This window comes from Sporolactobacillus sp. KGMB 08714 (assembly GCF_036598985.1).
Taxonomy (GTDB): domain Bacteria; phylum Bacillota; class Bacilli; order Bacillales; family Sporolactobacillaceae; genus Sporolactobacillus.
In genome coordinates this window covers 125,538-147,062 of sequence record NZ_JAUUBW010000067.1, presented here as the reverse complement: position 1 = coordinate 147,062, position 21,525 = coordinate 125,538, and the positions used below count along the sequence as shown (strand labels likewise).

General features: G+C 48.1%; 19 protein-coding genes. 12 read left to right on the top strand and 7 right to left on the bottom strand.

Annotated elements, in window-relative coordinates:
- Window positions 1-662: 662 nt before the first annotated feature.
- Window positions 663-1,004, top strand: coding sequence for an alpha/beta fold hydrolase (locus Q6A92_RS18785; RefSeq protein ID WP_332239027.1), 342 nt, complete (start codon window positions 663-665; stop codon window positions 1,002-1,004).
- A gap of 12 nt (window positions 1,005-1,016) precedes the next feature.
- On the opposite strand, the gene Q6A92_RS18780 is transcribed toward Q6A92_RS18785, so the two are convergent.
- Complete coding sequence (locus tag Q6A92_RS18780) at window positions 1,017-1,205, bottom strand: hypothetical protein (RefSeq protein ID WP_332239026.1); 189 nt, start codon at window positions 1,203-1,205, stop codon at window positions 1,017-1,019.
- 334 nt (window positions 1,206-1,539) lie between these two features.
- On the opposite strand from Q6A92_RS18780, the gene Q6A92_RS18775 reads away from it, so the two are divergent.
- Window positions 1,540-1,725 (top strand): hypothetical protein, encoded by a 186-nt coding sequence (locus Q6A92_RS18775; RefSeq protein ID WP_332239029.1) that lies wholly within the window; start codon window positions 1,540-1,542, stop codon window positions 1,723-1,725.
- A 658-nt stretch (window positions 1,726-2,383) separates the two neighbouring features.
- Here Q6A92_RS18775 and Q6A92_RS18770 read toward each other — a convergent pair.
- The 4 genes from Q6A92_RS18770 to Q6A92_RS18755 form a co-directional block, all read right to left on the bottom strand.
- On the bottom strand, window positions 2,384-2,635 hold the full coding sequence (locus tag Q6A92_RS18770; RefSeq protein ID WP_274400478.1) for a hypothetical protein: 252 nt from the start codon (window positions 2,633-2,635) through the stop codon (window positions 2,384-2,386).
- Between the two features lie 220 nt (window positions 2,636-2,855).
- Entirely contained in the window at window positions 2,856-3,587 is a 732-nt protein-coding gene (locus Q6A92_RS18765; protein WP_332239025.1) for a hypothetical protein, read from the bottom strand.
- 728 nt (window positions 3,588-4,315) lie between these two features.
- Window positions 4,316-4,549 carry a protein YvfG gene (yvfG, locus tag Q6A92_RS18760; protein WP_274400480.1) on the bottom strand — a complete coding sequence of 78 codons (234 nt, stop codon included), beginning with the start codon at window positions 4,547-4,549 and terminating at the stop codon, window positions 4,316-4,318.
- Between the two features lie 83 nt (window positions 4,550-4,632).
- Window positions 4,633-5,301, bottom strand: coding sequence for a B3/B4 domain-containing protein (locus tag Q6A92_RS18755; protein ID WP_332239024.1), 669 nt, complete (start codon window positions 5,299-5,301; stop codon window positions 4,633-4,635).
- Between the two features lie 91 nt (window positions 5,302-5,392).
- Here Q6A92_RS18755 and queG point away from each other — a divergent pair, with 91 nt between their 5' ends.
- The 6 genes from queG (at window position 5,393) to lepB (Q6A92_RS18725) (ending at window position 11,564) form a co-directional block, all read left to right on the top strand.
- The gene (gene queG, locus Q6A92_RS18750) at window positions 5,393-6,559 is read left to right on the top strand and encodes a tRNA epoxyqueuosine(34) reductase QueG (protein WP_332239023.1); all 1,167 of its coding nucleotides are present in this window, start codon (window positions 5,393-5,395) and stop codon (window positions 6,557-6,559) included.
- Between the two features lie 88 nt (window positions 6,560-6,647).
- Complete coding sequence (locus Q6A92_RS18745) at window positions 6,648-7,565, top strand: amidase domain-containing protein (protein ID WP_332239022.1); 918 nt, start codon at window positions 6,648-6,650, stop codon at window positions 7,563-7,565.
- A gap of 103 nt (window positions 7,566-7,668) precedes the next feature.
- On the top strand, window positions 7,669-8,142 hold the full coding sequence (trmL, locus tag Q6A92_RS18740; protein WP_274400488.1) for a tRNA (uridine(34)/cytosine(34)/5-carboxymethylaminomethyluridine(34)-2'-O)-methyltransferase TrmL: 474 nt from the start codon (window positions 7,669-7,671) through the stop codon (window positions 8,140-8,142).
- A gap of 178 nt (window positions 8,143-8,320) precedes the next feature.
- A complete protein-coding gene (locus Q6A92_RS18735; protein ID WP_274400490.1) occupies window positions 8,321-10,216 on the top strand; it encodes a PrkA family serine protein kinase in 1,896 nt (631 codons plus the stop codon).
- Between the two features lie 80 nt (window positions 10,217-10,296).
- On the top strand, window positions 10,297-10,866 hold the full coding sequence (gene lepB / locus Q6A92_RS18730; protein ID WP_274400492.1) for a signal peptidase I: 570 nt from the start codon (window positions 10,297-10,299) through the stop codon (window positions 10,864-10,866).
- A 134-nt stretch (window positions 10,867-11,000) separates the two neighbouring features.
- Window positions 11,001-11,564, top strand: a complete 564-nt coding sequence (lepB, locus tag Q6A92_RS18725; RefSeq protein WP_274400494.1) for a signal peptidase I — start codon at window positions 11,001-11,003, stop codon at window positions 11,562-11,564.
- 106 nt (window positions 11,565-11,670) lie between these two features.
- Here lepB (Q6A92_RS18725) and yhbH read toward each other — a convergent pair whose 3' ends face one another.
- Window positions 11,671-12,828 (bottom strand): sporulation protein YhbH, encoded by a 1,158-nt coding sequence (yhbH, locus tag Q6A92_RS18720; protein WP_274400495.1) that lies wholly within the window; start codon window positions 12,826-12,828, stop codon window positions 11,671-11,673.
- 1,020 nt (window positions 12,829-13,848) lie between these two features.
- On the opposite strand from yhbH, the gene Q6A92_RS18715 reads away from it, so the two are divergent.
- From Q6A92_RS18715 to Q6A92_RS18700, 4 genes are all read left to right on the top strand, one after another.
- Window positions 13,849-14,520 (top strand): HAD family hydrolase, encoded by a 672-nt coding sequence (locus tag Q6A92_RS18715; protein ID WP_332239021.1) that lies wholly within the window; start codon window positions 13,849-13,851, stop codon window positions 14,518-14,520.
- 141 nt (window positions 14,521-14,661) lie between these two features.
- On the top strand, window positions 14,662-16,404 hold the full coding sequence (locus Q6A92_RS18710; protein ID WP_274400501.1) for a phospho-sugar mutase: 1,743 nt from the start codon (window positions 14,662-14,664) through the stop codon (window positions 16,402-16,404).
- 543 nt (window positions 16,405-16,947) lie between these two features.
- The gene (locus Q6A92_RS18705; protein ID WP_274400502.1) at window positions 16,948-18,525 is read left to right on the top strand and encodes a peptide chain release factor 3; all 1,578 of its coding nucleotides are present in this window, start codon (window positions 16,948-16,950) and stop codon (window positions 18,523-18,525) included.
- 69 nt (window positions 18,526-18,594) lie between these two features.
- Window positions 18,595-19,119, top strand: coding sequence for a hypothetical protein (locus Q6A92_RS18700; RefSeq protein ID WP_332239020.1), 525 nt, complete (start codon window positions 18,595-18,597; stop codon window positions 19,117-19,119).
- Window positions 19,120-19,144: 25 nt separating this feature from the next.
- On the opposite strand, the gene metE is transcribed toward Q6A92_RS18700, so the two are convergent.
- The gene (metE, locus tag Q6A92_RS18695) at window positions 19,145-21,451 is read right to left on the bottom strand and encodes a 5-methyltetrahydropteroyltriglutamate--homocysteine S-methyltransferase (protein ID WP_332239019.1); all 2,307 of its coding nucleotides are present in this window, start codon (window positions 21,449-21,451) and stop codon (window positions 19,145-19,147) included.
- Window positions 21,452-21,525 lie beyond the last annotated feature (74 nt).

The window sequence follows — 21,525 nt, the reverse complement described above, 5'->3', positions numbered from 1 at the left end:
CAAACCAGAGCGGTCGCACCGAATCAAGTCTAAGTCGCACCGAAATGCCCAAATGTCGCACCCAATCGTCAGGAAGTCGCACCAAACCAGAGCGGTCGCACCGAATCAAGTCTAAGTCGCACCGAAATGCCCAAATGTCGCACCCAATCGTCAGGAAGTTGCACCAAACCAGAGCGGTCGCACCGAATCAAGTCTAAGTCGCACCGAACCGCCCAAATGTCGCACCCAATCGTCAGGAAGTTGCACCAAACGAGAGCGGTCGCACCGAATCAAGTCTAAGTCGCACCGAATGCAGCCTAAGTCGCACCGAAAATTCAAGTTGAATCCGGGTGAGCCAACAAAAGTCCATTCCCAATTTTTTTCAGCTTTTTACTTCATTCCTATCGATATTTTATACACCGTCCGACGTTCTTGAACAACCTCACCTGTCCCCTCCGTTAGCCCGAGGGATTCCGGTTCTATTAACGGCAGCGAAAATATTGCGCGAGGAACTGCACAAATTACTTGAGTTCTCATATTCCGGGTTAATAAAAAGGTTTCAGTTTTTCTCATGCTGAGAATTTCGAAAAACATATGTTATAGTACGGTACACATGTTTTTTTACTATTCATCCTGTTATAATTACCGTAATTATTATATTGAAATCATTAGGATGTGGTCTTTTGAACGAATATTTTGTCCGGAGAGCGAATGCTATCCTTCGCTATCATGATATTCCGGGAAAAGATGTACCGATTTTATTTATTCATGGGCTTGGATGTGCCGGCTCGTTTGATTATCCGCAGGTGGCCGCACAGGAAGCATTGGAAAGGCATCGCTGCTTGCTGGTCGATCTTTTGGGTGCCGGATTCAGTGATAGACCGGAGAATTTTAGCTATTCAGTCGATGCGCACGCGGAATACCTGCGCGATTTTATTGATGCGATGGGGCTCAAATCATTTATCCTGTTCGGTCATAGTTTAGGCGGGGCTGTGGCCCTTTCTTTAAAAGATAAGAAAGTATAAAAAATGGAGGTATCACGGGGCTTGTGACTGTGGTATCTTTTCTTTATGGATAAAAATATTTTGAGGCGTATTTTCTTTGATCATCACGAACGGAATGGCCTGTAAGAAATGAGGAATGGAGGCGTAAAAACGTTGTAAAATGCCTGCAAGGAGCGCGAGAAAGAATACAATAAAGAATAAGGAACCATAAATTTTAGTCAAGTCGTCACTTCCCAAATGTTATTCAGGATTTGTCAGTTCATTTAAAAAACTTGTTGTATCAACGGTTGATACCTTTTTTGATAATATGTGCTTAGAAAATCACAAATTGGCAAGAAAACATGCACTTTTTCTGACCTGTGCGACTCTGAACATGTATTTTAATAATGTTCAAGTGGTCGTTGGCTATTTTTCGTTACTTTTTGCCACTGGATTTGAACCATCGCTGGGTGTACTGAACAAACAGATACTATAAAATGGACTGAACTCGAAATAGTCGGTCCTGTTCTGGAAAACGGACGTCCGGTTTTAATGCTCGTATTGCAGTGGCAGTCTTTTGATCAAACAAATTTTGACGGCCAATGCCGCTCAAAACAAGGACGATCGAACCTTGGGCAAGCTATTTTATCTGATGGTCGATGAACTCGCTGATATGAGTTTTATCGAAGCGGTCCAACAGCTTATTAGCTTATTTCAAGAAGCATCCGAGGATGACCCGTTCTGTCTGAAAAGCCATCGATAAGATTGTCAAAAGACTTCCTGAAAAATTGATTGTCAGCTATCGTAAATAGCTGACAAATGCAGCGCCCTGAGCCAAACTATTCGGGAAAAATCCAAAACCAGCAAGGGATTAGAATACTTGTGCATCTTTTAAGTTTATCACTTGATTTAAAATCGCCTCCGAAAGCGCGTTCATGCCTGAATTTTTTGCGCCGCCAAAAAATAATTGATGCAGAAGTTTGTTCATCTAGAGTAATTGGGAATTGAGCCATCCTTGAGTCTCTGCTTTAGAATTTGGTTTTAGTCCACTTTATTATAACTGAGATCATAGACTCCGACACAGAACCCTCGCTCATCTTTTTATATTCAGATAGTCTTCTTTTGGATGGAGCTGTTGTGTTAGTCACAATTTTCGTAAGTATTTTTACATAACAGTGACACAGTCCAATTTATAGGAACTAAGGAGAATACTAAAATATGAACAAAAAAAAACTATTAACTTATATATTCAGTGTATTTATAATTACTGGATTCATTCCCGCTTTGATTGAAGCCTGCTTTCACATTGTCAAATTAACATCATTTGCACTGGTATTTGTACCTTATGGGATGCTTTTTATCATTGCTGTTTTAATCGTAAATTATGGATATAGCCACAAAGGAAGATAAAGACAGCCCACTCATTTAATAAAAACTTCTGTGATTGCAGCAGCAATTCCACCTAGTAGAGCAACTAAAAGTGATTTAAAAACGGAGGGCCTTAACTTTCGTTTTTTAAGTAGAACAATATCAAAAATAAAAAAAATGATTGTACCAATATAGGGAACAGCCTGCAGAAAATGAGGAATATTGTTATAATTTGCTTGAAATACACCTGCCGAAATAACTACACAAAAAATCCAAAAAAAACAAAAAATATAATATCCAATCATCGCCTGTGCACTTCCTTGCTGTGCTGCTCTCTTTGTCCCCTATTTCTAATATGTTTGTCCATATATGAATTAATTAAATTTTGTGGTCTGATTTTTATATGAAGTTCCAATATATATAAACTGTAAATAGGAATCTTTATTTAATTTGCAAATATGTATATCCATGATAGTCCCTTGAGTGATGTAATTCAATCATAGAGAACTATCATGAATCAAATTTTTACGCTGCTGATAAAGCTGCTGCTGCAACAACAATAAAAAGAACAGTTATAACTGCTGCAATAGCCTTACCTGCATTTTCTCCTGTTCCAAGGGTAGCTGCATCATCCGCAACAGTTCCGTATACATTTTGTATTGAGCCTAATATTTGATAAGCAATCGCAGACGGTACATTAATTTCTTGTATATTTTGGTTCAACGCATAAATTTCTTCGGTATTTGGTAATGTAACATTGGGAAAACTGATACTATTCCGGTACTTAAAGATCAGTTTAACCTCTGCTTCCGTGTTATATGAAGTTGTTACCGGGATATTTTCCCATATAGCTGAGGGTGAAACGGTGAGAACCCCTTCAGGAGAATCTGGCTGTTCAATCTCGACTTGAATACTGCCAGTTTTTACAGAGGCAGCGAGTGAAGAGATCATTTGCTTCGGATTAGTCATATCTACATTAGCAGTTGCTCCCAATGAAGTCAGTCCGCCCAGCACATCAAATTCTGTTGCTAATGTTTCTCCATTTTCAACAGTTATTGTAACGGCGTTTGATCCTTTAGTCTTGATCGTGCCGGAAACATTAAAATCCACTTCCAAGAAGGGGGTATCGGCAACGACAAATTTTTGTTCTAGCGTCAGTGCTGTCGTGGAAAAGTATTGTTCCAAATTTGTAATCTTTTGGATGAATGATTGAGCGGCGTTTAACTGGGCATTTTCTATGTCACTAGCTGAAGGCATGTCTTGGCTTCGTTTTCAAGGGAATATTTTATTAATTATTGTCAATATATCACTATTATACAGGAAACGCAAACATACATTCCCGTATGTGGGTGAGCCATATGAATAGTCCCTTAAGTATAAAAAATACACTTTGAACAATTGTTTAAGATAGGCAGCGCTTTACTTCGTGTTTCGGCGGTTGCTTTTGACTGCCCACATAGGAGTAAATCTGGGCGGCAACAGTGTGACAGTGGCTTTTGACTTTACGAAGGCTCAGAATCAAACTGGATTGTACAATCGGGAAACTGCCGGGCAGTCAAAAGATATATCCGAGTTCGAAAAAGATCTATCATATGACGTCGGACCCCACTATAAGAAAACAAAAACGAAGGCCTGCTTCAAAACACCGATTCCAGCCGACAAAACGGCTCTACAGAAAAAGAAAACGTAAACCGATTCCGGCCGACAAAACGGCTCTACAAAAAAAGCGTGAACCAATTTAGAAACACCGAGGCTCCAATCACCAGGTCGAATTGAGAAAATCGATTAATTAAAGTAAAAGACGAAAAAGAGGCTGTCCCTATCGTGATTTTTCGACTCTGGGGCAGCCCCGTCACATTTTCGGCAATCCATGCGCCGTTTTCAGCTCGGAAAGCTTTTAAGACGGCTTTGCGTCGCATCGGTGCACGGTTTCGGTCCGTAAGGCAGAAACCGTCTGTCTTCTGCTTTTTGCACTTCGGCGATTTTTACTGCTGCTGTTGGACAATTTCGGTTTTAACGGCTTTATACGCAGATTCGAGATTGCGGATGCGGCGGATCAGTTCAAAATTTTTATTGATCCGGTCCTGGATGATTGCCGAAACAACCGTGTGGTAATAGCTGTTCATTGCCTGAACGGGTGTGAACGCGTCGCTGTTTTTTTCAATCTGAAGACGCAGTGCTTGTTTAAAATAATCAATACTGAAAAGATCCGAGTTCAATAGATTCACTCCTTGCCAGAAATTAGTATATGTGAAGACCAGGCGGGAACCTCTGTTCCGGCTTCGAATGATTAAATCATATTCTATTCAATGATCTTCCATTCGTTTTCTCCTCCGTGAATTTGTGTGAACATCGCGGCTATTTTCTTGATCATCCTGCGGCTCTCTTCGGCCGTCATCGAAGGCCGGATATAAACGATCTGCAGCGCACCGGTTGTCTTTTCCGTGATACAGGTCCGCCGCGAGTCGACGATCGGGCTTCCGAACGCGCCTTCGCGGTCGGCGGAAACAATTTTATTTTCCATATTCATTGTTCTGCCGTTCAGAGCTTCATAGCGGTCTTCAGCAGTGCCGATCGTGATCCGGATCGGTTCTTCCAAACGGTCAAGGTCGTAGATCCCCAGTGGAATGCTGTACTGGACACTGAAAAAATTGTTGAGATCGACAGCCGAGTGAATCGTGTGCAGACGTCCTTCTTTTCGGATACGGCGAAGCAGCGCTTCCTGCGAAGGCCGGTATCTGGAAGGATCGGTGCCTGTCCTTTTAAAGATCCGATGCCATTCCCCGACCCCTTCAATAGTGCTGATCGGGTGGCTTTCCAGAGAAAGGCGTATGTTTTCATAAAAAAGCGGGAGCCGTTCGGAAATAATTTGCGGCAGGTCGGCAATCACGATATGATGATAACTAATGATACCGGCTTTGAAATCGGGAATAAGATTTTTAAGCTTTGCGGAAACAGAGATATCGACCATGACACGCCTCCTGAATATCATTCTTTTTTCAGTTTACCACAATTCCGGCGGGTCTCCGGCAGATAAGCCGCCTTGGAAAGGAGTGCGCGGCATGACGGATTACAGCATTCTGAAACAGAAACTGATTGCTTTCAGCAAAAAAATCGGTGCCGACAAGATCGGCTTTACGACAGCGGAACCGTTTACCGAGCTGAAGGCCAGACTTTACTTGCAGCGGGAGCTCGGCTACCAGTCCGGATTTGAGAAAAAAGATATTGAGAAGCGGGCGGAACCGTCGCTGCTGATGGAAGGCGTGCAGTCGATCGTTGCGGTCGCTCTCGCCTATCCGAAGAAGATGGCCGTCCGCCCTGAAAATACAAAGGAAAACCGCCGCGGCGCATTTTGCCGGGCGTCATGGGGGACGGATTATCATCAGCTTGTCGGTGAGTGCCTGGAAAAGCTGGGCAGATTCCTGATCGATGAAATTCCCGGTGCCCGATTCAAAAACATGGTGGATACCGGGGAACTGTCCGATCGGGCGGTTGCCGAAAGGGCGGGCATCGGCTGGTCCGGAAAGAATACGAATGTGATCACAAAAGAATTCGGTTCCTACGTCTATCTCGGTGAAATGCTGACGAATATTCCTTTTCCGCCGGACAGGCCTGCCGAAGATCTGTGCGGAGACTGCACAATCTGCATTGACCGCTGCCCGACCGGGGCGATCGTTCAGGGCGGTCAATTGAACAGTCACAAATGCATCGCCTTTCTGACCCAGACGAAACAGGATATTCCTGAATACTACCGCAGGGCCGTCGGAAACCGGGTTTATGGATGCGATACCTGTCAGCAGGTCTGTCCTTACAACCGCGGTGTGGACAGCCACTTTCATGATGAAATGGAGCCTGATCCGGAACTGGCGCGGCCGCTTCTTAAGCCGCTGCTTACACTCTCCAATCGCAGTTTTAAAGAGACTTTCGGGAAATTATCCGGATCCTGGCGGGGGAAGAAACCGATTCAGCGCAATGCGGTTCTTGCGCTCGGCAATTACAAGGATGTGACTGCCGCACCGGAGCTGCTTCATCTGCTTGAAAAAGATCCGCGTCCGGTCATTCGCCGGGCCGCCGTCTGGTCGCTTGGGAAAATGCGGAACCTTTTAGAAAGCGGCGTGTATGAAGAAATGATTGGAACGTTGCAAACGCTGCTTGAGAAAGAAACTGATGAAAAAGTCCGAAACGATATAGAGCGCCTGCTGCTTCGCTGGCAGCCGCGGGAATTTTAAAACGTCTGGCCGTTTGACGTTTTTTTTTTTCGGGGAGCATGAACTTCATGGCCCCTGCATAGGTATGACGTAAAAACGTCAACGGCGGGTGATCGAAATAGACTGGGAAGCATCTTTTCAGGCACATGTCGGGAAGCTGTGTGAATGGTGGGTGAACCGGCCGGCCGATTTTGATATCGTATTGAACGCCGACGAACGGCTGCGGCTGCAGAGAAGGAGCTTACGGCTGAAAAGTACAAACTGTGAGATTGAAAAAGCAATCGGCCGGACAAGAGTGGCCCGGATCGAAGAAAAAAGAGAGGATCAGGTGGTCGACTATCGTCTGCACATGCAATGGCTGATCAAACAAAGCGGCCGGTTCTATCTGGAAGAAAGGATCGAGGACAGACAGGCCGTTCTGCGCGGAAGCAGCATCGTGGCCGACGGCCTGCGGACACCTTCTTTAAAAAAAGAGGAAGGCACACCGGCTTCAGCGCCTTCTGCATCGGGAAAAGATCCGAAGGCAGGGCATTTCAGAGGATCTTATAATCGGCTCAACGCTGTCCGCTATGCCGAAGTCTGGTGGAACAGGCGCAACCCCGCTTTTCCGAAAATCGAAAATGACTGTACCAACTTCATTTCGCAGTGCCTTTTTGCCGGCGGCATTCAAATGAACGGCCAGCCGATCCGGAACAGGGGCTGGTGGCAGCAGTATTCGAACTGGAGTTTCAGCTGGGCGGTGGCTAATAATCTGCGCTGGTATCTGAGCCGGAGCGGCAATCTGATCGGCGCTGTGGAAACAGACAAACCGGACAAACTGGTACCCGGCGATGTCATTTGCTACGATTTCGAAGGCGATGGCCGCTGGGATCACAACACCCTCGTTACGGCTCTTGCTCCTTCCGGTCAGCCGCTCGTCAGTGCTCACACGTACGACGCACGTCATCGCGACTGGGCGTACACGGATTCGCCCGCCTGGACGGATCGGATTCAGTATAAATTTTTTCATATCCGCGATGGAAAGTGATGTGGGCTGAGCCGGATCATGTTATAATAAAATGGATTTTCTTCAGGCGGCCGGGCGCGAAAGCGCATTCGGAATCCTGATTTTTTCGAGGTGTACACGTTTCATGACCATTCATGTTGTTCTCTACCAGCCGCAAATTCCTCCCAACACGGGCAATATCGCCAGAACCTGTGCCGGCACGCACAGTTCGCTTCATCTGATCCGGCCGCTCGGATTTTCTACCGACGACAGGCACCTGAAAAGGGCCGGGCTGGACTACTGGCCTTCCGTGGATATTCATTACTATGATTCTCTGGATGATTTTTTTAATAAACATAATGAAGGAGAATTTTATTTTGTGGAAACCGATGGCAGCCGCCCGTACAGCCATTTTGATTTCAGCGACCCTGGCCGCAGCTATTATTTCTTTTTCGGGCGGGAGACGACGGGGCTTCCTAAAGATCTTGTTGCCGCACATAAAGACAGGTGCCTGAGGCTGCCTATGACGAATGCCATCCGCTCGCTCAATCTTTCGAACAGTGTGGCCATCATTGTCTACGAAGCGCTCCGTCAGCAGAATTTTCCCCTGCTGAAGTGACGGCCGCCGTTCAGAAAGATTCTAAGATTCCCCCGTGTCCGATTTTTTCTTTCCTGAAAAAGTCTTCTCTAATCATATTTTTACTATACGAAAAATGTGAGAACGGAGTTTTCATGAAAGATTGGGGGACCTGTGCATACACTTTATTACATGGGTTAATCTTTTCTGGGGGGATATTATGGACTTTCTGGAGAAATTAAAAGAATTCCGCGACTATGAGAAACAATTGAAGTGGGAAGGGACATTTACAGACTACCTGGAATTGGTGAAAAAGAACCCGGTGATTGCACAGTCCGCGCACTCCAGGGTGTATCAGATGATCGTCTCGTCGGGCGTTTCCGAGAAGGGCGGGCATAAGAACTATCGTTTTTTCGATGGACAAATTTACGGGCTCGAAGAAGCGATTGAGCGTCTGGTTGAAGAATACTTTCATCCGGCGGCCAAGCGCCTGGATGTAAAAAAACGTATCCTGCTCCTGATGGGGCCGGTCAGCGGCGGCAAGTCGACGATTGTGACCCTGCTGAAACGGGGTCTTGAGCAGTATTCGTGGACTGATGAGGGGGCCGTCTATGCGATTAAAGACTGCCCGATGCATGAGGATCCGCTGCATCTGATTCCCGTTCATCTGCGCGAGGATTTTTATCAGGAGACGGGCATTCGCATCGAAGGCAATCTTTCACCGCTCAATGCGATGCGGCTCGAAAAGGATTACGGGGGGAAAATCGAGAATGTGCCGGTCGAACGCATTTTTCTGTCGGAAGACAAGCGTATCGGCATCGGCACGTTCAGCCCCTCGGATCCGAAGTCTCAGGACATCGCCGATCTGACGGGAAGCATTGATTTTTCAACCATTGCCGAATACGGCTCGGAATCCGATCCGCGTGCTTACCGGTTTGACGGCGAGCTGAATAAAGCCAACCGCGGGATCATGGAATTTCAGGAAATGCTGAAATGCGATGAGAAATTTCTCTGGCATCTGCTCTCACTGACTCAGGAAGGCAATTTCAAAGCGGGCCGTTTTGCTCTGATCTCGGCGGATGAACTGATCATCGCTCATACGAATGAAACTGAGTACCGGGCGTTTATCAGCAACAAAAAAAATGAGGCGCTGCACTCGCGTATGATTGTCATGCCCGTTCCTTACAATCTGAAGGTCAGCGAAGAGGAAAAAATTTATAAAAAGCTGATTTCCGAGAGCGATGTCGCCGATGTCCATATTGCTCCGCATGCATTGAGAACGGCCGCCGTCTTTTCTATCCTGACCCGGCTGAAAGACTCGAAAAGCCGCGGCATCGATCTGGTGAAAAAGATGAGGCTGTATGACGGAGAACTGGTGGAAGGTTACAATACGGCCGATATTAAAGAATTGAGACATGAATTTTCGGATGAAGGAATGAGCGGCATTGATCCGCGCTATGTGATCAATCGCATTTCTTCGGCGATCATAAAAAAAGGAGTCCCTTCGATCAATGCCCTCGATATCCTGCGTTCGATCAAGGAAGGACTTGATCAGCATCCGTCGATTTCCGATGAAGACCGTGAGCGCTATACCGAATTTCTGGCGATCGCGCGCCGGGAATACGACGAATTGGCGAAGCGGGAAGTTCAGAAAGCATTTGTCTATTCTTTTGAAGAATCGGCAAAGACTTTGATGGACAATTATCTGGATAATGTCGAAGCTTATTGCAATAGCAATAAAATATTTGATCCGATTACAGGGGATGAAGTCGATCCGGATGAAAAACTGATGCGTTCGATCGAAGAGCAGATCGGTATTTCCGAGAATGCGAAAAAAGCGTTCAGGGAAGAGATACTGATTCGGATTTCCGCCTATGCACGCAAGGGAAAAAGATTTAATTATCAGTCGCATGAGCGGCTGAAAGAAGCGATACAGAAAAAACTTTTTGCTGATTTAAAAGATGTCGTTAAAATCACGACGTCCAGCAAAACACCGGATGAAACGCAGCTTAAACGAATTAACGAGGTAATTGCAAGACTCGTCGACGAGTACGGTTATAATACCACTTCGGCGAACGAATTATTAAGATATGTAGGCAGTCTGCTCAATCGCTGAAAATCGGCGGCATGATCCGGACTGCCGCAGGCGGTCGTTCCGGGCGCGGAACGGAATGTCAATCGGGGCAGGGAAAACAAATGAAGGCAGCAACAAAAGAACTTTGGAGCTGGATAAGAGCAATTGCTATTGCCGTAATTATTGCTCTTCTTATCCGCTATTTTATTTTTGACAATTATGTAGTCAAAGGCGAATCGATGATGCCGTCGCTTCAGGACGGCAACCGGCTGATCGTTGATAAGATCAGCTATTCTTTCGGGACGCCGCATCGCTTCGATGTTGTTGTTTTTCATGCAACGCCGACGGATGATTATGTCAAACGGATCATCGGGCTGCCCGGCGACACGATTGCCTATAAAAATGATCAGCTCTATGTGAACGGGAAAGCGGTACAGGAGCCTTACCTGGATAAGTATAAGGCAAAGCTGCCGAAGGGGGAGCTTCTGACACCCGATTTTAATCTTAAAGAAAAAACCGGGGTGCTCCGTGTTCCGAAAGGAAAAATCTGGGTCATGGGAGACAATCGCCAGAACAGCGAGGACAGCCGCTTCTTCGGATTTGTAGATGAAAAACAGATTATCGGCAAAGTGGACGTTCGCTACTGGCCCCTTCCGGAATTCGGTACAATCCATTTACTGGAAAATCAATGAACTTATTTTTGAAAAGCGCTGCGTCCGGTTGGGAACAGCGCTTTTCGTGTACGCTAAAGAGGACGCAGGAAAATCTGCCGGCTGAAGCTGCGCCGACGGGACTATTTTTATAGAGACAGAGGAGTCGTTGGCCGATGAAGAAAGAAAAAAAACAAAATGAAGCATTTACGTGGATTCTGGCAATTGGACTGGCCGTTTTCGTTGTGCTGATTGTGCGGTCATTCATTATCGGGAACTATATCGTTCAGGGGCCCTCGATGATGCCGACGCTTTATGACGGCGACAGGCTGGTTGTGAATAAAATAGATTACAGGTTCACCCAGCCCAAACGTTTTGATGTCGTCATTTTCCATGCGACAGCGACGGACGATTATGTAAAAAGAGTGATCGGCCTGCCCGGAGATAAAATTACTTATTCAAATGATCGGCTGTACATAAATGATAAAAAGGTCAGCGAGCCCTTCCTGGACCGCTATAAGCAGCAGCTGGCAGGCGGGGTGCTGACCGGGAATTTCTCGTTAAAAGGGCTGACGGGACAGATGCGCGTGCCGAAGGGCGAATTGTGGGTGATGGGCGACAATCGGCAGAACAGTGCAGACAGCCGCATATTCGGCTTTGTTAGTGAGAAGAAACTGGTCGGGAAAGTAGATGTTCGCTATTGGCCGCTTAATCGCCTGGGAATCATACACGGCAACTAAAAAAGCCCTCATTCGGGCACTTTTTTAAAGAAGATCGGCAAGCCCCGGCCCCGATCAAAGGCTGGGCCCCTGAAATTGCGGGGAGAGACTAAGACCGCCGGGCCGTTCAAATGGCAGTGCTTTCGGGCTCTTTATGAAAAAAGTATTTCATCGCATGATAGACATCGCTCTTCTGTTTTAAGATAAATGAACGAAAGGCATCGTTTTTAATCGTCCGGTAGGCACTCATCAAGGTGCTCGATCTGTGATAGGGATTGATTTCCCCGTAGCCGAAAAAGTCGGTCAGCGACATAATTTCATTGACCAGGCGGATGCATTTCGGATTATCCGATGAGAGGTTGTCGCCGTCTGAAAAATGGAATGGATAAATATTATATTTTGAGGGAGGGTAGGACGTCCGGATCAATTCCAGCGCTTTTACATAGGCTGATGAACAGATGGTGCCGCCGCTTTCGCCCTTGGAAAAGAAATCCTCCTCTGTGACAATTTTCGCTTCAGTATGGTGGGCGATAAACTGAATGCTGACTCTTTCATACTTGGTTCTGAGAAAGCGCGCCATCCAGAAAAAGAAGCTGCGTGCGATATATTTCTCCCAGACGCCCATCGATCCGCTGGTATCCATCAGCGCAAGCACGACGGCCTTGCTCTCCGGTTTAATAACGGTCTCCCATGTCTTGAAGCGAAGATCCTCTTCGCGGATCGGATAGATCTGTGTTTTTCCGGAGCGGGCATTTCTCCTGATTGCCTGCAGGATCGTCCGCCGTTTATCAATGTTGCCCATCAGTCCTTTTTTTCGGACATCGCGGTAATCGATGCTGTCGACGACAACGTCCGCTTCCAGTTTGCGTTTCAGGTGGGGAAGTTCCAGTTCCTTGAAAAAGAGATTTTCAATTTCCATAATCGAGACATTGGCTTCATAATAGTCGATTCCGGGTCTGTCGCCCGCGCCGTTTCCTTTGCCCGTTCCCTGGCCCGCCTGTCTTCCGGGTGCCTTGGCAATGACATCGCCGACTTTGCTGTCGCCTTTTCCCTGGCCGACGTGCTTTGTTTTTTCAAAGTTGTAACGCAGTTTATACTCGTCCAATGAGCGAATCGGGATCCGGGTCATCTTCTGACCGTCCGAAAGAATGATGCTTTCATTGCTGATCAGATCAGGAAGATTGTTCTTGATTGCTTCCCTGACTTTTTCCGCATGCCGGCGCTGGTCCTGATAGCCCTTTTGATGAAGGTCCCACTGTTCTTCGGAAATCAAAAAGTCCGCCATAAAAGAATCCCTCCTTACTAAAGATGAGCCGGGTACCATAGAGTGCGGCCGCTTATGAGGTTGATTAATTTAGTGTATGCGCGCTTCCTGAAACCTTGACTCTTTTTATACTATTAAGTATAAAATTTCAGCGGATTGTATCCATGCGGCTCAGGCTCTGTCCGCGCCGTGGGCTTGCCAGCGGGGCGCTCATGAATGTGCCGATCGTCGAAAGCACGGAGCGGATTTGGAACCTGAGACAGGCCGCTCCCTTCTTTTGAGACGGCGCCCTATTAAAAAATAATCCGCATGCCGTCAGGCGGCAGCGGATCATTTCCATATCTCCTAAAATCCATATTCGTTCGAAACTTCCTCTGCTTTCGAACCTCCTTATTTTTCGCGGATCATGGCGTTTTGCTGCCGGCGGCCGGATAAATTTCCTGCCATTCCCGGCGGGTGAGCTGATGCCGGCCCCTTTGGCAGATTCAATGGCCCGTTTCGTTTGGGGCTGGTCGTATCGAGGATGACCTGTCCGTCTGCCGAATGGCGCAGAATCCAAGCCAATCGAGCTGATTCGTCTGCCGGCGCGTCAGGCTGCCGTGGGCTGTCTCCAGAAAAAATCATCATACGTGCAGCTTCGCCGTGAATAAGGCCGCATTTTGTCTGCAGGCTGATCCTGTTTCCTTAAGCCGGGCCGCTTTGCCGGCCCCTGCCCGGACGGGGCTTCATGGACCCTGTTGTTGTGATCAAAAAAATTGATTCCGTTTTCAAGATCCGTCCCAATCATTCCGCAGTGCCTTCAGACATATTGGCGCTTCGCATGCAGCCCCGAACAACCGCTGAAATTTGATTTTTTTCAGGCCCGATAACCGACTGCTTCATAAATGACGCTCTCCCTTGTAAACGATTTGCTTTTAAATTTTTTCAATGCCGCCGTTTTATCAAAAATGGACAGAAGGGCCGCCTTGGCTTTTTTTCTTAAATAAATTGCAGCAATCGTGTTAAAATGAATCGTGAAGCCACTGAGAAGGGTTGTTTGAAATGATTAAAGCCATAGTTTTTGATTTTGACGGTGTGATTTTGGATAGTGAACGAATTATGTATCTAGTCATGCAGGAAATGTTTCAGAGATATCATGTGAATCTGCCTCTGAGTGTGTGGAGCCAGTCCGTCGGGACGCAGCACGGTTTTGATTCGCTCGGCTATCTGGAAGAACAGGGGCATATCAAAATTAACCATGAAGCCTTTCAGAAAGAAAGATACGAACTTTTTAACAGACTTGTCGATCAGGAAGAGGTGCTCCCGGGCGTAAAATCGCTGCTCACCCAAGCTGAAAACCTGGGATTGAAAATCGGCCTTGCCACGAGTTCAAGGGGCGAATGGACGCGCAGGCATCTGAAACGCCTCGGCCTGTCCGACTATTTTCTCAGCATCAAATCAAGTGACGATGTCGAAAAAGTGAAACCCGATCCGGCGCTCTATATTCAATCGATTGACAGCCTGGGCGTGCAGCCGAAGGAAGCCATCGCCATCGAGGATTCGTTCAACGGCTCGCTTGCTGCGAAAAAAGCGGGACTGTACTGTATTGTTGTCCCGAACGCTGTGACGAAGCAGATGCCGTTCGGACACGTTGACGGCTGTTTTAATTCTCTCCTGGATGTGTCTCTCGAGAAATTGATCAGGTATTTCGCTCCTAAAGTCAGCAAATCTTAGAATAAAAAGTGGAGCCGCACACCTTATTTACGATGTGCGGCTGTTTGATTGACATGTGAATGACAGCGTTTTTTTGCTATAATAAGGAATGAAACTTCGGCAAAAAGGTATGAAGAACCATATAAACACGAGGTGGTCAGTTTGGGTTGGGAAACAGTTTATAAAAAATGGCAGGCGGATGAAAGCCTGGATGAGGATCTGAAAACGCAGCTGGATGCAATCGCAGATGACCCGGTCAAGCTGGAAGACTGCTTTTACAAAAATTTGGAATTCGGTACCGGCGGGATGCGCGGAGAACTCGGCCCGGGAACAAACCGGCTGAATATTTACACCGTCAGAAAAGCAACGGAAGGTTTGGCAAGATATATTCTGAATGCGGGCGGAGATGCCGTCAGGCGCGGGGTTGTGATCGCGCATGATCCGCGCCACTTCTCCGCGGAATTTACGGTAGAAGCCGCGAAAACGCTGGGTGCCCACGGCATCAAAACGTTTATCTTCGATACGCTCCGTCCGACGCCGGTACTCTCGTTTGCCGTGCGTTATCTGCACGCTTTCGCAGGGATCGTGATCACGGCGAGCCACAATCCGCCGCAATATAACGGATACAAGGTCTACAATGAATTCGGCGGCCAGCTGCCCCCGGCTGAAGCAGATGACGTGATTAAATATGTGGCTTCGGTTGAGGATGAACTGAAGGTACAAGTCGGGAATGAACAGGCACTGAAGACAAAGGGGCTGCTTGAAGTCATTAGTGAAAAGGTGGATCAGGCCTATCAGGAAAACCTGAAAACCTTGTCGCTGAATCCCGGAATCATCAAACAGGTCGGGTCCGATCTTAAGATTGTCTTTACTCCGCTTCATGGATCCAGCTATCATCCGATTGTGAACGGCCTGAAGAACTGGGGCTTTACCAATGTAACGGTCGTTAAGGAGCAGGCGGATCCCGATCCTGAATTTTCAACGGTCAAGTCGCCTAATCCGGAGGAGCATGCGGCCTTTAAAATTGCCATTGAATACGGAAAGAAAATCGATGCGGATATTCTGCTCGGGACGGATCCCGACTCCGACAGACTCGGTGTTGCCGTTAAAAATGATCAGGGTGAATATGTGGTTCTGACCGGCAATCAGACCGGAGCGGTTTTACTGGATTATCTGCTTTCCCAGAAGAAGGAAAAAGGCACACTGCCGGCCAACGGCGTTGTCGTTAAGACCATCGTCACGTCAGAGATCGGCCGGGCGATTGCCGCAGCTTTCGGGATCCCGACTGTCGATACACTGACCGGTTTTAAATTTATCGGTGAAAAAATCCACGAATATGAACGGAGCGGCGAGCACACGTTCCTCTTCGGCTATGAAGAAAGTTACGGCTATCTGATCGGTTCTTTTGTCCGCGACAAGGATGCGGTTCAGGCCGCCCTGTTCGCTGCCGAGGCGGCCGCCTTCTTTAAATCTCAAGGGAAGTCGTTTTACGATGCGCTTCAGGATGTCTTCAAAAAGTACGGTTATTACAGGGAAGGACTTGAATCTCTGACACTGAAAGGAATTGAGGGCAATGCGGAGATTGAGGCGATTCTGACCGATTTCAGAAAGCATCCGCCGGTGGAAATGGGCGGAGTTTCTGTTGCTGTTATCGAAGACTATGAAAAATCCGAAGCGATCGACGTGAAAACGGCTGCCAAAACAAAGATTGCCCTGCCGGTTTCCAACGTACTGAAGTATAAACTCGACGACGGTTCATGGTTCTGCCTGAGGCCGTCCGGAACGGAACCGAAGATTAAATTTTATTTCGGTGTCAAAGGCAAAAACGAAGAGACGCGGGACAGCAAATTTGCCGCTCTGAAAACGGCCGTGATGGAACGTGTACACGCGCTCGTGAAAAAATAAGACACTGACGCCGGGCCGGAACGGTTTCCTGATCGGCCCGGGGGCATGTCTGCGATAAGATTCGCTTGTTTTTTGACAAGAGTTTTTTGCTGAGAGATTTCATGTAACTATTTGAACATACCGGGATAAAATGATAGAAGGGCATTCGCAGGGCGAGACGATGGCTTTTTCGGAAGGGATCATCCCATTCTGGGCCGCCGGGAAATGGCATCCGACTCGTAGAGTGGCGGCGAATGCCTTTTTCTTGTACTATAAGATGGTATGAATTTTATCGGAATATCGTATAAGCGGTCGAACGCAAGCGCTTGTCCTGCGGCATGGGGATCGCCGGCCGGACATAGTCGCTGTGGCATGCTGGCATCAGGACCGGCCGTCAGCTGCACAAAGGCGCAGGCTCTGCAGCGTGTTCGGTATCAGTCCGTCACAATCGGGCCTTTGTCTTCGCGTGAAGGCCTGCCGATCGGCCGGTTTTCTTTAGGTGACTCGCGGCGTGAATCATAATCGGGCAGTTGCAGACGATCAGTGTTTTTTTAGGAGGAAAAAATGAATCAGTTACAACAGGAAATTCGAAGAAGACGCACGTTTGCCATCATATCCCATCCGGACGCCGGAAAAACGACGCTGACGGAAAAACTGCTTGTTCTTGGCGGGGCCATTCGAACGGCAGGAGCCGTCAAGTCGCGCAAGGCGGAAAAGTTCGCGACCTCCGATTGGATGGAACTGGAGAAAAAGAGAGGCATTTCGGTAACTTCCAGTGTGATGCAGTTTGAATATGCAGGCTATAAGATCAATATTCTTGATACACCGGGGCACCAGGATTTCAGTGAGGACACGTACCGGACGTTGATGGCTGTCGACAGCGTCGTCATGATCATTGATGCGGCGAAGGGGGTCGAACCGCAGACGATCAAACTGTTTAAGGTTTGCCGCGACCGCGGCATTCCCATCTTCACCTTTATCAATAAGCTTGACCGCCAGGGGAAAGAGCCGCTTGAGCTTTTCGAAGAAATTGAAGATGTGCTCGGCATTGAAACGTACCCGATTAATTATCCGATCGGTATGGGACAGTCTTTTCGCGGAGTGTACGACCGCCTGGAGCATCGGATCGAGTGGTATAACGACAAACGTGAACGGCAGGTGCAGCAGCTCGGCGAAGTGGAGGAACTGGGCACCATTCTTAAAGAGAACGTCGATGACTATACACTCAGTCAGCTTGAAGAAAATCTTCTGCTGCTGGACGAGGCGGGAAGCACCTACGATTTCGAGAAGGTGAGGTCAGGGAAACAGACGCCTGTATTTTTTGGCAGCGCCATCTCAAGTTTCGGCATTCCGACTTTTTTGGAACACTATCTTAAAATGGCGCCGTATCCGCAGCCGCGGCAGTCGAGCGGCGGCCTTGTCAATCCGGACGACAAGCAATTTTCCGGATTTGTTTTTAAAATCCAGGCCAATATGAATCCGTCTCACCGTGATCGTATCGCCTTCCTGCGTATTTGTTCGGGACGATTTGAAAAGGGGATGACTGTCTATCTCGACCGCACCGGCAAACAGCTCAAGCTCGCTCAGCCTCAGCAGTTCTTCGCGGACAGCAGGGAACTGATCGATGAGGCTTTTCCGGGCGACATTGTCGGCCTTTATGATACCGGATTTTACCAGATTGGCGATACGGTCTGCGAAGCCAAGGAAACGTTCAATTTTGGAGCGCTGCCGCAGTTTGCGCCGGAGCATTTTGCCAAGGTCCGGGCGAAAAATGCAATGAAACAAAAACATTTTCTCAAAGGAGTCAGCCAACTGGCTCAGGAAGGCGCCATTCAGGTTTACAAGACGCCTTTTGAAGAGACCGTTCTCGGCGTTGTCGGCACCCTGCAGTTCGATGTCTTTGTCTACAGAATGCAGGCAGAATACGGCGTCGATCTCGATATTGAACACATGCCCCATCAGGTGGCGAAATGGATCGCCAAGAGGGAAGATGCCGAAGACTTGCGCCGCCACTCAAACAATTTGATTGTGACCGATTACAAAGATCGGCCGGTTATTATTTTTGAAAATGATTTTTCGCTGCGCTGGTTTCAGCAAAAACATCCCGATATCGAATTGCGGGATTCAAGTCATAATATGTAATCATAGTCAGTCCTGAACGGAAACAAAGGAGCCTCAGCGGCTGAACCGGGCATTAAGAAGCCCGGCTTTTTGTTCGGAAAAAATGATTCGCAGAGCGGCCGTCCGGCCGATCCGGCTGCCTGCCGGACGGAATCGGTTTACCAGCCGAAATTGCGGGTTTACCGGCCGAAATCGGAGGTCTACCGGCCGAAATCGGAGGTCTACCGGCCGAAATCGGAGGTCTACCGGCGGGAATCGCAGGTCTACCAGCCGAAATCGCGGGTCTATCGGCCGAAATCGGAGGTCTACCGGCGGGAATCGCAGGTCTACCAGCCGAAATCGCGGGTCTATCGGCCAAAATGGGGTGTTTACCGGCCGGAATCAGAGGCCTATCGGCCAAAATGGGGCTTCTATCGGCCAAAATCATGGCTGTACTGGCGGAATTGCAAGGTCTATCGACCGGAGTGCAGGATAGATCCACCAAATCCGGCTGCCGACCGGTTAGGATATCGGTTTTCCCAGGCTGCTGCCGTTTCTCCGGCTTATAAAAGGAAAGCGTGGCTGGATTCTTCAAATAATCGCGGCCCATTGCGTAAAAAAAAGAACGCCTCATAGGCGTTCTTTTTTAAGACGGTGTTGTTTACTTTCCGATTTTGCTCTCCAGTTCCTTCCGGACTTCGTGGGCAGCCTCAACCATGTTTTTCAGTGCTGGAATCGCTTCTTCCGGTTTACGTGTCTTAAGGCCGCAGTCCGGGTTGATCCAGAACAGTTTCGGATCAAGCACCTGCAGTGCGCGTTCCGCATAGGATTTTATTTCATCGACGCTTGGAATGCGCGGGCTGTGGATGTCGTAAACGCCGAGGCCGATTCCTTTTTCATATTTAAAATCTTCAAAGGTCGAGATGATTTCGCCATGGCTGCGCGCGGCCTCGATCGAAATGACATCGGTATCGAGCGCATCAATGGCTTCAATGATTTCGTCAAATTCCGAGTAACACATATGGGTGTGGACCTGTGTATCGTTGTTGACGAACGAAGTGGCGAGCCGGAACGCGTAAACCGCATCGTGCAGATACCCGGCTTTTTTCTTTTCCTTAAGCGGCAGGCCTTCGCGCAGCGCAGGTTCATCCACCTGAATCATGCGGATGTCCGCTTCTTCAAGCGCGTGCACTTCTTTCTTCAGTGCCAGCGCGATCTGGTTGAAGACATCGGCCTGACTGATGTCGTTGCGGACGAAGGACCAGTTGTAGATAGTAACCGGACCGGTAAGCATGCCTTTAACCGGCAGTTTGGTGAGCGACTGGGCATAGGCGCTTTCTTTTACCGTTATCGGTTTTTGCCAGGCAACGTCGCCGAAAATCAGCGGCGGCTTGACGCAGCGCGAGCCGTAGGACTGCACCCATCCGAAGCGTGTAAAGGCGAATCCCGCCAGTTTTTCGCCGAAATATTCCACCATGTCGTTCCGTTCGAATTCTCCGTGGACAAGCACATCGACGCCGATGTTTTCCTGAATTTTAATCCATTTGCCTGTTTCGTCTTTGATAAATTGATTGTACTGTTCTTCCGACCACTCGCCCTTGCGCAGATTGCGCCGTGCCTGTCGGACCTCCGGGGTCTGAGGGAAGCTTCCGATCGTCGTTGTCGGAAGGATCGGAAGTTGAAAAGCGTCTTTCTGAATCTGCCGGCGCAGCCTGAACGATCCCGGGCGCGACGGCAATTCGGATCCGAGATGCCGCAGTTCTCTCTGTACATTCTTGTTGTTGCGGTGATCGGACTGCTGCAGCGCCTGCAGGTCGTCCCGGCTTTTCCTGATGTCTGCTTCGATTGCCGCTTTTCCCGAATTCAGTCCTTTGACAAGTGTGACCGTTTCCGTCAGTTTTTCATCGGCGAACGAAAGCGCATTTTTTAATAGCGGATCGAGCGATGCTTCATTCCTGACGGTCACAGGAACATGCAGCAGGCTGGATGACGGTGAGACAAACAGTTTATCTTTTCCGCCGACGTAACCGAGCAGCTTGGAAAGAAGGTCGAACGTCGCGGCCAGATCGGTTTTCCAGACGTTGCGTCCGTCAATCACGCCGGCCGCGAGTACTTTGTCTTTCGGAAATCCGGCAGTCTGAAGCAGGCTGAGGTTCGCCTCTCTGCCGTCAACAAAATCGAGGCCGATGCCGTCGACCGGCAGTTTGATGATTTCTTCGTAGCCGTCGATGGCTTCAAAATAAGTCTGAAGGAGCAGCTTTAATCCGCGGACACCGTTTCTGATCGAGCGATACGTTTCCCGGAATACTTCCAGATCTTCCTGAGACAGCGTTCCGACTAATACCGGTTCATCGATCTGCACCCATTCGGCTCCGGCATCTTTCAGTTCATTAAATACCCGGACGTACAGCGGGATCAGTGATTCAAGAAGCGGCCTGAAATGATCGCGATCATAACCCTTGGACAGCCGGAGCAGAGTGACCGGACCGACAATCACCGGCTTAGCGATAATATCGAGCTCGTTTTTTGCTTCGTTGAACAGAGTAAGCAGGCGGTTTTCGGTGATGAAAGGCCGTGTTTTATTGCTGATTTCAGGGACAATATAGTGATAATTGGTATTGAACCATTTTGTCATTTCCGAAGCTTCTGCTTCTTTGTCTCCGCGGGCAATAGAAAAATAGGTTTCGAGCGGAATCTTTTTATCTCCCTTGTTGAAGCGATCGGGAATCAGGCCGAATAATACGGCCGTATCAAGCACGTGATCGTAAAGGCTGAAATCACCGACCGGTATCAGATCTACACCCAGGTCCTTTTGCTTTTTCAGATAACTCAGGCGAAGCTTTTTAACCGTCGCAAGAAAGACGTCTTTTGAAATTTTGCCGGCCCAGAATTGCTCCAGGGCCTTTTTCCATTCCCGTTTTTCACCGATTCTCGGATAGCCAAGATTGGAACTCAGCACTTCTGCCATACTCTCATCCTCCCGTTTCCTTTCTTTGAAAGAAGCCTTATCTATGAGCGGGAAATAAAAAAGCGGAAAAATTA

What these genes read in the sequence shown, in the direction of transcription:
- Q6A92_RS18770 (WP_274400478.1), bottom strand. Translation starts at nt 2,635, where the DNA reads ATGATTGGATATTATATTTTTTGTTTTTTTTGGATTTTTTGTGTAGTT.
- Q6A92_RS18765 (WP_332239025.1), bottom strand. Translation starts at nt 3,587, where the DNA reads ATGCCTTCAGCTAGTGACATAGAAAATGCCCAGTTAAACGCCGCTCAA.
- Q6A92_RS18755 (WP_332239024.1), bottom strand. Translation starts at nt 5,301, where the DNA reads ATGGTCGATATCTCTGTTTCCGCAAAGCTTAAAAATCTTATTCCCGAT.
- queG (WP_332239023.1), top strand. Translation starts at nt 5,393, where the DNA reads ATGACGGATTACAGCATTCTGAAACAGAAACTGATTGCTTTCAGCAAA.
- trmL (WP_274400488.1), top strand. Translation starts at nt 7,669, where the DNA reads ATGACCATTCATGTTGTTCTCTACCAGCCGCAAATTCCTCCCAACACG.
- Q6A92_RS18735 (WP_274400490.1), top strand. Translation starts at nt 8,321, where the DNA reads ATGGACTTTCTGGAGAAATTAAAAGAATTCCGCGACTATGAGAAACAA.
- lepB (WP_274400492.1), top strand. Translation starts at nt 10,297, where the DNA reads ATGAAGGCAGCAACAAAAGAACTTTGGAGCTGGATAAGAGCAATTGCT.
- lepB (WP_274400494.1), top strand. Translation starts at nt 11,001, where the DNA reads ATGAAGAAAGAAAAAAAACAAAATGAAGCATTTACGTGGATTCTGGCA.
- yhbH (WP_274400495.1), bottom strand. Translation starts at nt 12,828, where the DNA reads ATGGCGGACTTTTTGATTTCCGAAGAACAGTGGGACCTTCATCAAAAG.
- Q6A92_RS18715 (WP_332239021.1), top strand. Translation starts at nt 13,849, where the DNA reads ATGATTAAAGCCATAGTTTTTGATTTTGACGGTGTGATTTTGGATAGT.
- Q6A92_RS18705 (WP_274400502.1), top strand. Translation starts at nt 16,948, where the DNA reads ATGAATCAGTTACAACAGGAAATTCGAAGAAGACGCACGTTTGCCATC.
- metE (WP_332239019.1), bottom strand. Translation starts at nt 21,451, where the DNA reads ATGGCAGAAGTGCTGAGTTCCAATCTTGGCTATCCGAGAATCGGTGAA.